Annotated in this window: 7 protein-coding genes and 1 other annotated feature; all 7 genes read right to left on the bottom strand. The window is 43.4% G+C overall.

What is annotated here, in order from left to right; translation table 11 throughout:
- Positions 1 to 28: 28 nt before the first annotated feature.
- The 7 genes from rplL to carB all read right to left on the bottom strand — a co-directional run bounded on the left by rplL (position 29) and on the right by carB (position 8,801).
- Complete coding sequence (gene rplL, locus HMPREF2607_RS02650; RefSeq protein WP_004183006.1) at positions 29 to 397, bottom strand: 50S ribosomal protein L7/L12; 369 nt, start codon at positions 395 to 397, stop codon at positions 29 to 31.
- 74 nt (positions 398 to 471) lie between these two features.
- Entirely contained in the window at positions 472 to 975 is a 504-nt protein-coding gene (gene rplJ / locus HMPREF2607_RS02645) for a 50S ribosomal protein L10 (protein WP_004183007.1), read from the bottom strand.
- A gap of 31 nt (positions 976 to 1,006) precedes the next feature.
- Positions 1,007 to 1,143: a sequence feature (ribosomal protein L10 leader region), on the bottom strand.
- A gap of 124 nt (positions 1,144 to 1,267) precedes the next feature.
- Positions 1,268 to 2,476, bottom strand: coding sequence for an ABC transporter permease (locus HMPREF2607_RS02640; RefSeq protein WP_070475666.1), 1,209 nt, complete (start codon positions 2,474 to 2,476; stop codon positions 1,268 to 1,270).
- A 9-nt stretch (positions 2,477 to 2,485) separates the two neighbouring features.
- Positions 2,486 to 3,172, bottom strand: coding sequence for an ABC transporter ATP-binding protein (locus HMPREF2607_RS02635; protein ID WP_398581689.1), 687 nt, complete (start codon positions 3,170 to 3,172; stop codon positions 2,486 to 2,488).
- Between the two features lie 10 nt (positions 3,173 to 3,182).
- Positions 3,183 to 4,436 (bottom strand): efflux RND transporter periplasmic adaptor subunit, encoded by a 1,254-nt coding sequence (locus HMPREF2607_RS02630; protein ID WP_070475661.1) that lies wholly within the window; start codon positions 4,434 to 4,436, stop codon positions 3,183 to 3,185.
- 62 nt (positions 4,437 to 4,498) lie between these two features.
- Positions 4,499 to 5,254 carry a class I SAM-dependent methyltransferase gene (locus HMPREF2607_RS02625; RefSeq protein WP_070475658.1) on the bottom strand — a complete coding sequence of 252 codons (756 nt, stop codon included), beginning with the start codon at positions 5,252 to 5,254 and terminating at the stop codon, positions 4,499 to 4,501.
- Positions 5,255 to 5,621: 367 nt separating this feature from the next.
- Positions 5,622 to 8,801: a carbamoyl-phosphate synthase large subunit gene (carB, locus tag HMPREF2607_RS02620; RefSeq protein ID WP_048790464.1), complete on the bottom strand. Its 3,180-nt coding sequence runs from the start codon at positions 8,799 to 8,801 to the stop codon at positions 5,622 to 5,624.
- Between the last annotated feature and the right edge of the window lie 134 nt (positions 8,802 to 8,935).

Raw genomic sequence — 8,935 nt, 5'->3', positions numbered from 1 at the left:
GTCACCCACTACAGTTGACAAAGAGCCATTATTTAAGAGTAACTGAAGCTCCAGCTTCTTCAAGTTTAGCTTTGATTTCTTCAGCTTCAGCTGCAGCAACACCTTCTTTAATAACTGATGGTGCACCGTCAACGATAGCTTTAGCTTCTTTAAGACCTTCGCCTGTGATTTCACGTACAACTTTGATAACGCCAACTTTTTTGTCGCCTGCAGATGTCAATTCAACGTCGAATGAATCTTTAGCAGCACCAGCGTCAGCAGCACCAGCTGCAGCAGCAGCTACAGGAGCAGCAGCAGTTACGCCAAACTCTTCTTCGATAGCTTTTACAAGGTCGTTCAATTCAAGGATTGAAGCTTCTTTAATTTCAGCAATAATGTTTTCAATGTTCAATGCCATTGTGATTTCCTCCAAATGTGTTTTTTAATATAGTGTTTTAAACGTAGCTTAGGCTACGAGTTGTGAAGATGGGCTTACGCAGCACCGTCTTCTTTGCTTTCTGCAACCGCTTTGACAGCGTATGCAACGTTGCGCACTGGCGCTTGAAGTACAGAAAGGAGCATAGAAAGCATACCTTCTTTGTTTGGAAGTGATGCAAGAGCGTTGATTTCTTCGACTGAAGTGAACGCACCGTCAACAACACCACCTTTGATTTCAAGAGCTTCTGCGTCTTTAGCAAATTCGCTAATAACTTTTGCTGGTGCGATAACATCTTCGTTTGAGAATGCTACTGCAGATGGACCAACGAAGAGTCCTTTAAGGTCTTCAAGACCTGCTTCTTCAGCTGCACGAGTCAAGATTGAGTTTTTGATAACTTTAAATTCAACGCCTGATTCACGAAGATTACGACGAAGAACTGTATCTTGGTCAACTGTAAGTCCACGAGAGTCAACAACAACGATAGATGCTGCAGCTTTCATTTTCTCAGCGACAATCGCAACCTGTTCAGCTTTCTTAGCAATAATAGCTTCACTCATTAGTAGTTTTACCTCCGTTTTTATTTTTGGGCTAGGCACAAAAAAATCGTACCTAAACCTAGACACGAAAGTACAATACGTTACAAAAAAATAGTTACGTTTTGTGCCTCGGTTGGATGTTTATGAGTTTAACTCCCCAACTGTCTTAGGTCAGTTTTTTCAAACCTCATTTATAATATCATGACCTAAATCAGACGTCAAGAAAAAAATGTAATTTTTTTTTATTTTTTTCGCTATCTTTTTTTGAAAAGCATAAAACCTCTCAAAATCAAAAGATTTCAAGAGGTGATGTCTAATCATATCTAAGTGCTTCGATAGGATCGAGTTTCGAAGCTTTATTAGCTGGTAGGAGACCAAAGATAATCCCCACTGCTGCTGAGAAAGCAATGCTTCCCATGGCTACGCCAAGAGAGACCGTCGCTTTAAGATCCATGGCATTCCCAATTGGTCCAACGACTAGGGCCGCAAAGCCTAGCCCGATCAAACCTCCCAGGATGGTCAAAACCATGGACTCAATAAGAAACTGAGTCAAGATTTTACGACGTGTGGCACCTAAAGCCTTACGAAGACCAATCTCTCGTGTCCGCTCAGTTACCGAAACCAACATGATGTTCATAACACCGATTCCGCCAACTAAGAGTGAAATGCCAGCAATAGCTCCGACAACGGTGGTAATGGTTCCAAAGATTGTGTTGACCTGATCTAAGGCCGAACTCATATCAGCTGCCTTGTACTCCCCGTTATCATCTTGGGCCAACTGGGTCAAGCGTTTAGCAGCATCCTTAGCAATACTGCTACTATTTTTCACATCGGTCACATGGAAAAAAATCTGACCAATAGCATCAGTGTTATTTTCTGCTGCTAACTGGGTATTGGCCACAAGAGCTGTTCCAATTTCACCATAGGCACCGATTGCTGTGTCTTTATTCTTATAAACACCAATCACACGATAATCATTTTTCCCAATAGTAACCACTTGGTTAAGGGCATCCTCATTCGTCTCAAAGAGTTTTTTAGCCACCATCTGATCAATGACAATAACTCGCGAAAAGTTTTTGTAGTCATTGTCTTGCAAGGAACGTCCTGTCAACATCTCTAACTTTTTAGCTTTAAAGTAGCCCTGGCTGGCACCTGTGATATTAACATTCTTCACAGTCTTTTTCTGGAGGGAGATAGTGGAGGTAAGGTTGTTGGTCACAAAATAACTATCGATACCAGGCGTCTGCTTTGCTACTTGCTCCAACCAAACTTCTTTAACCCGTTTGGTCGGTTGTGACAAGTCCGCATAGGCAGGATCTAGCTCCTCACCCTTGGCTTCATAGTAGACTTGGACCGTATCCTTGTCACCTGTCACACTATCGGTAACACTCTGACGCATCCCATTTCCTAGACCCATAATGAGTACGACAGCAGCAACACCAATGATAATCCCCAACATAGTCAGGAAGGACCGCATCTTGTGAGAACGAATAGAACTAAGAGCAAATTTCCAATTTTCCATTCTTACCTCCTAGTCTATCCGAACGCTGTCCGTTGTGTCTTGGGTGATTTCCCCATCACGGATGACAATCTTACGTCGGGCATAATCCGCAATCTCGGGTTCATGGGTAACCATGACAATGGTCTTCCCTTCTCGGTTTAGCTGAGTTAAGAGATCCATAATCTGGGTTCCTGTCTTGGTATCAAGCGCACCCGTAGGTTCATCCGCCAAAATGATTGCCGGATCGTTAGACAATGCACGCGCAATAGCCACCCTCTGCTTCTGTCCACCAGACAGCTCTGACGGCAAATGATGGCTACGTTCTGACAAGCCGACTTTTACCAAGAATTGTTGTGCCCTTTGCTTACGTTCACGTGGCGATTTCCCCGCATAAATCAAGGGAAGCTCTACGTTCTTTTGGGCACTTAACTTTGGCAAGAGAAAAAACTGCTGAAAGATAAAGCCAATCTGGTCATTTCTTACCTTGGCCAGGCGGTTTTCAGAGAGATCAGCCACATCCTCCCCCTCGAGTTGATAGGAACCTGTAGTTGGTTGATCAAGAAGTCCAATAATATTCATGAGAGTTGATTTACCTGAACCAGAAGGGCCCATGATTGCCACGAAGTCACCTTCATCAACTGATAAGTCAATCCCCTTAAGGACCTGCAAGGACTCTTGGCCATTTTTGAAAGACTTGGTGATCCCCTTTAAAACCATAAGAGCTGGCTTAGTCACTAGACTTCACCTCTTCTCCACTAGTGTCTTTTGATTTTTTGCTATCGGCATCCGTCACATCCTTCAGGGTCTCGCCATCCTTAAAGGATTTTTCAGCCTTAGTAATAACCTTTTGACCTTCTTTAAGTCCTGAGGCAATTTCTTGTTGCTTAGCATCTGCATTACCAAGTTTGACCTTGACTTGCTTGATTTTTTGACTCTCGTCATCGTAAACCCAGACGTAGTTGTCAGAGCCTTTCTTGGTCACAGCAGTTACTGGAACTAACAGGGAATCATCATCTTTGGTTACTTCAAGAGATACATTGAAACCTTGTTTGAGCTTGCCGATTGGACTGGTCAGTTGAACCTTGTATTCATACTGGGAACCTGTCTGTCCTGAATTGCTAGATGTACCTGCTGACTGACTGGCATTTTGCTTAGGATAATTGGAAACGTAGCTGACTTTCCCCGTCCAAGTTTTATCTGGGTATACTTTGGAAGTAATTTTGACCTTTTGACCTACTGAAATATTTGGAATGTCATATTCTGTTAAGGTTCCTTGAATTTCGAATTGTCCCTCACTTGTCACATGAACTAGGGTCTGGCTCTCTTTGGAAGCAGGGTCCACAGAGTCAGCAACTTCTACAACTGTCCCATTAACGTCTGAAACAATGACCGTTTGGTTGAGGACGTCTTGTGCCTTTTCTAACTCTGAGGCTGCGTTAGCAACGGCATCATTATAATCTTGCAAGGTTTGGTAATTACTTGCCTCGGTTTGCTGACGCTGTTGAGGGCTAACGGTAGTCGTCGAATCATCCTCATCCGAATCACTACTTGTTTGTGCCGAAGCCGCAGGAGCCGTCCCATACTGTTGGAAATAATTACGGTCACGAACTGCCTTATTATAGGCACGGCTAGCCGTATCATAGGCTGCTTGGGCAGAGGTACTGTCGTATTGGACCAGTTGCTGACCAACGCTAACTTCCTCACCAACAGAAACTGTCACAGCGGCATTTCGTCCAATGGTATTGTCAAAATAAACGTACTGTTCCGACTGAGCCTTCACCATGCCAGTCAGAAGGGTGGACGAGGCCAGTTGCCCCTTGGTTACCTTACTTGCTGTGGGGGACTCGGAGGCCTTATCATCTTTGCCACCACCTGCAAAAAGGTTAAAACCTAGGACCAAAAGGACAAGGAAGCCAATTCCTCCAATGATCCAAACTCTTTTTTTATTTTTAAATAACTTTGGACTGATTTTCTTTCGCATAAGTCTCTCTTTTCTTTTGTATCATATGGATAAAACAATTGTAATACTTTTAACTTTCAGTGTCAATGGCCTTCGCTGACATCCATGACACCATAATGCAGCTTTTGATTGGGTCGAACCTGGCGTTCAAACCCAAGTTCTTCAAAAACGGTATCTCGAAAATGTGCCTTGATGATAATTTTTCCCCGCGCAACACGTTTAGCTTCTTTTAGCCATTCTTCTGTCAGACGGCTACCATTGGCCAGAGGCTTGATAGCCTCTAGATTTTCCGATTCCTTGATAATCTCTGAAAACATAGGATCGGCATAGATGATATCAAAGGTATTGTCAGCTTGAGCCTTCAAAAAAGACAAGCTATCGCTCTTAATAGCTTTAATAGAACGCATGGCCTTTTCAAGCTGCTTATCATCTGTCTGATAAGAGGCAAGACCACGAGAAACCACCTGAAAAATCACATCTTGACTCTCAAGGGCAGTCACCTGATTTCCTGCTGCTACCATCACTAGGCTATCAGAAGCCAGACCCATGGTCGTGTCAAGAATAGTCTTGGGAGACTTACCTAAAAGACTGACTAAAGCGTCATGGGGAGCCTTAATCCTGAGAGCAGCCGTATCTGGATGGAAGGTCAACTCACTAGCATCCGAATTGATAAAAGACAGTCTGTCTTTATATAGGAGATAGAAAGGTCCAAAGCGCTCTAAACATTTTGCCAAGGACAACTTGCGACGAGGCTGGTAGTCAGCTCCTAACTCGTGAGCTAGTTCTTGGGCACGCGCAATCAAGGTCTCGTTTTCCCGTAAAGATGTCGTAATAATCATGTTTCTAGTATAGCAAAATCTTAGGAAACAAAACCATCGTCTTAGCTTTCATTTTTAACTTTCTAGCTTACATTAGTGTAAGAAAAATCCTCAGCAAGGCTGAGATTCAGAGCATAATTAAACTATTTTTAAATATGAAATAGATTTTGCGAACCTAGTCAGCTTAGACCGAGACCTTTGGCAGTGATGAAAACGCCTGAAGCAATTAGTCTCAGGCGTTCGGAAGTTTTGAGACGTTCGGCTCAAAACTTAATCATGGAACTACGAAGAAGATCGCTGACGTCCATCATCACTCAAGAAAAGTCTCAAAAGAAAACTGTGTCTTCAATAAAAAAAGTCCCAGCAAGGCTGAGACTCTGTTTTAAAATTAGATAGCTTCTGTTGTAAAGCTACGGCTTTCAAGCACACGCACCATGGCATCTGCTGTATCAAGCGCTGTGAAAAGTGGGATTCCCGCTTCAATAGCAGAGCTACGAATTGCTGCTCCATCTTCGTCATAAGTACGTTTGTTACCAACCGTATTGATAATAGCTTGCGCTTTACCTGTACGAACAAGGGCTGGAATGTCGTTGTCGTCATTTTCACCTAATTTGTTAACAAGCGTTGCGTGAACTCCATGTTCATTCAAGAACTTAGCTGTTCCTTCAGTGGCGTAGATACCGTAACCGATAGCATCGAAACGACGAGCCAAATCAAGGGCTTCTTCTTTCGTATCATCATGAATAGTAAAGATGACATTACCAAAGGTTGGCAAATGGAGATAAGAAGCTTCAAAGGCTTTATAGAGCGCTTTTTCAAGAGTCGCATCTGTACCCATAACTTCACCAGTTGATTTCATTTCAGGTCCAAGGAGGCTATCTACCTTAGCCAATTTTGTGAATGAGAAGACTGGTGCTTTGACATGGACATGGTTGCTTTCTGGGTAAAGACCATCTTTGTAACCTTGCTCAGCCAATGATTTACCAAGAATCAAGTTTGTAGCAACTTGTGCCATTGGGATATCAGTCACTTTAGACAAGAATGGTACCGTACGGCTGGCACGTGGGTTAACCTCGATAACATAGACAGTTTCGTCCTTAATAACGAACTGAATGTTCATCATACCAATACAGTTAAGACCGATAGCCAAGCGTTTAGTATAATCAGCGATAGTCTCTTGGATTTTCTTAGAGAGAGTTTGTGGTGGGTAAACCGCCATTGAGTCCCCTGAGTGAACCCCTGCACGTTCGATGTGTTCCATAATACCTGGAATCAAGACATCCTTACCATCAGAGATGGCATCCACTTCACACTCACGTCCAATGATATAGCTATCAACAAGGACTGGGTGGTCTGGACTTGCCTTAACGGCTGTACGCATGTAAGAACGAAGGTCATCTTCATTTTCAACGATTTCCATGGCACGTCCACCCAAAACGTATGACGGACGAACAAGAACTGGGAAGCCAATCTTACGAGCTGCTTCAACCGCTTCTTCTTCATTTGTCGCTGTTTGTCCTGGTGGTTGTGGAATGTCCAAATCTTTAAGGGCTTGTTCAAAGAGGTCACGGTCTTCGGCACGGTCAAGGTCAGCAACCTGTGTACCCAAGATTTTCACACCAGCTTTAGACAATGGCTCTGCCAAGTTGATGGCTGTTTGGCCACCAAACTGAACCACAACACCCTTAGGTTGTTCCAATTCGATAACGTTCATCACGTCTTCGAAGGTCAATGGTTCGAAGTAAAGTTTATCTGAAACTGAGAAGTCTGTTGAAACCGTCTCAGGGTTAGAGTTCATGATGATGGCTTCGTAACCTGCAGCCTGGATAGCTTTCACAGAGTGAACTGTCGCATAGTCGAACTCAACCCCTTGTCCGATACGGATAGGTCCTGAACCAAGAACGATGACAGATTCTTTATCAGATTTGATTGATTCATTTTCCCACTCGTAAGTTGAGTAGAAATATGGTGTTGATGACTCGAACTCAGCCGCACAGGTATCAACCATCTTGTAAACAGGAACAATATTATTTTCCAAACGTGTCGCACGAACTTGGTCAGCTGTTTGATTCCAAAGATCAGCAATCTTACGGTCAGAGAAACCGTTACGTTTAGCTTCTTTCAAAACTTCAACATCGCCTACGTGAGTAGCCAATTCTTGTTCCAATTCGAAGATGTGGAGCAATTTATCAAGGAAGAAGATATCAATCTTAGTCAACTCTGACAATTCTTCAATAGTGTATCCACGACGGATGGCTTCAGAAAGGTAGAAGAGACGGTCGTCTTGAGCTTTGACAATCTTTTCAACCAAGGCGTCGTCTGTGACGTCCGCAAGCTCAGACATTTCATTGTGGTAAACACCGATTTCAAGTGAACGGCAGGCTTTAAGAAGTGACTCTTCGATGTTACGACCGATAGCCATAACTTCACCTGTTGCTTTCATCTGAGTACCAAGACGACGTTCACCGTGTTCAAATTTATCAAATGGGAAACGTGGAATCTTAGCAACCACATAGTCAAGAGCTGGTTCAAACATGGCATAAGTTGTACCAGTGACTGGGTTAATCATTTCATCAAGTGTCAAACCAACAGCGATCTTGGCTGCCAATTTGGCGATTGGGTAACCAGTTGCTTTTGAGGCAAGGGCTGATGAACGTGATACACGAGGGTTTACTTCGATAACATAGTACTTGAAGCTATTAGGGTCAAGAGCCAACTGTACGTTACAGCCACCCTCAATTTTAAGGGCACGAATAATCTTCAAGCTGGCATCACGAAGCATTTGGTTTTCAATATCTGACAAGGTTTGCGTTGGGGCAAATACAATTGAGTCCCCTGTGTGGATACCAACTGGGTCAAAGTTTTCCATGTTACATACCACAAGAGCATTGTCTGCGGCATCACGCATAACTTCGTATTCGATTTCCTTGAAACCAGCGATAGAACGCTCAATCAAACATTGTGTTACTGGTGACAATTTCAAGCCATTTTCAGCGATTTCACGAAGTTCTTCTTCGTTGGCACACATACCACCACCAGTACCACCAAGGGTAAAGGCAGGACGCACGATAACTGGGTAGCCAATTTCTGTCGCAAAAGCAACTGCTTCTTCAACCGTATTAACGATCTCTGATTCTGGAATTGGTTGTTCCAAATCTTCCATCAATTGTTTGAAGAGGTCACGGTCTTCGGCTTGGTCAATCGCAGACAATTTTGTTCCCAAAAGCTCTACTCCAAGCTCATCAAGAATGCCAGCTTTTGACAATTCCATTGCCATGTTCAAACCAGTTTGTCCACCAAGTGTTGGCAAGAGGGCATCAGGACGCTCTTTACGAAGAATACGTGTGACAAACTCAAGCGTAATTGGTTCAATGTAAACCTTGTCTGCGATTTCTTTATCAGTCATGATAGTCGCAGGGTTAGAGTTAACAAGAACAACACTGTAGCCTTCTTCTTTCAAGGCCAAGCAGGCTTGCGTACCAGCGTAGTCAAACTCAGCAGCCTGACCAATGATGATAGGACCAGACCCGATAACCATAATTTTTTTAATATCAGAACGTTTAGGCATAATTTATGATACAAAGCCCGTTAAGGACCCAGTGAAAATAGGAAACGTGACAACGACGCCTAAGCGTCTAGTCACCGTTTATCTTTTTCACACAGTCCTTAGGGCGTGTTCACTTCCGTGAACCTGTATCTTCT

The organism is Streptococcus sp. HMSC078H03, assembly GCF_001808655.1.
GTDB classification, from domain to species: Bacteria; Bacillota; Bacilli; order Lactobacillales; family Streptococcaceae; genus Streptococcus; species Streptococcus salivarius_G.
Note: the sequence above shows the minus strand (reverse complement) of the source record. Positions and strands in the feature narration are given on the sequence as shown.

Bases quoted from the DNA above. Each gene is read 5' to 3' on its own strand.
- rplL (WP_004183006.1), bottom strand. From the start codon at position 397: ATGGCATTGAACATTGAAAACATTATTGCTGAAATTAAAGAAGCTTCA.
- rplJ (WP_004183007.1), bottom strand. From the start codon at position 975: ATGAGTGAAGCTATTATTGCTAAGAAAGCTGAACAGGTTGCGATTGTC.
- HMPREF2607_RS02640 (WP_070475666.1), bottom strand. From the start codon at position 2,476: ATGGAAAATTGGAAATTTGCTCTTAGTTCTATTCGTTCTCACAAGATG.
- HMPREF2607_RS02635 (WP_398581689.1), bottom strand. From the start codon at position 3,172: ATGGTTTTAAAGGGGATCACCAAGTCTTTCAAAAATGGCCAAGAGTCC.
- HMPREF2607_RS02630 (WP_070475661.1), bottom strand. From the start codon at position 4,436: ATGCGAAAGAAAATCAGTCCAAAGTTATTTAAAAATAAAAAAAGAGTT.
- HMPREF2607_RS02625 (WP_070475658.1), bottom strand. From the start codon at position 5,254: ATGATTATTACGACATCTTTACGGGAAAACGAGACCTTGATTGCGCGT.
- carB (WP_048790464.1), bottom strand. From the start codon at position 8,801: ATGCCTAAACGTTCTGATATTAAAAAAATTATGGTTATCGGGTCTGGT.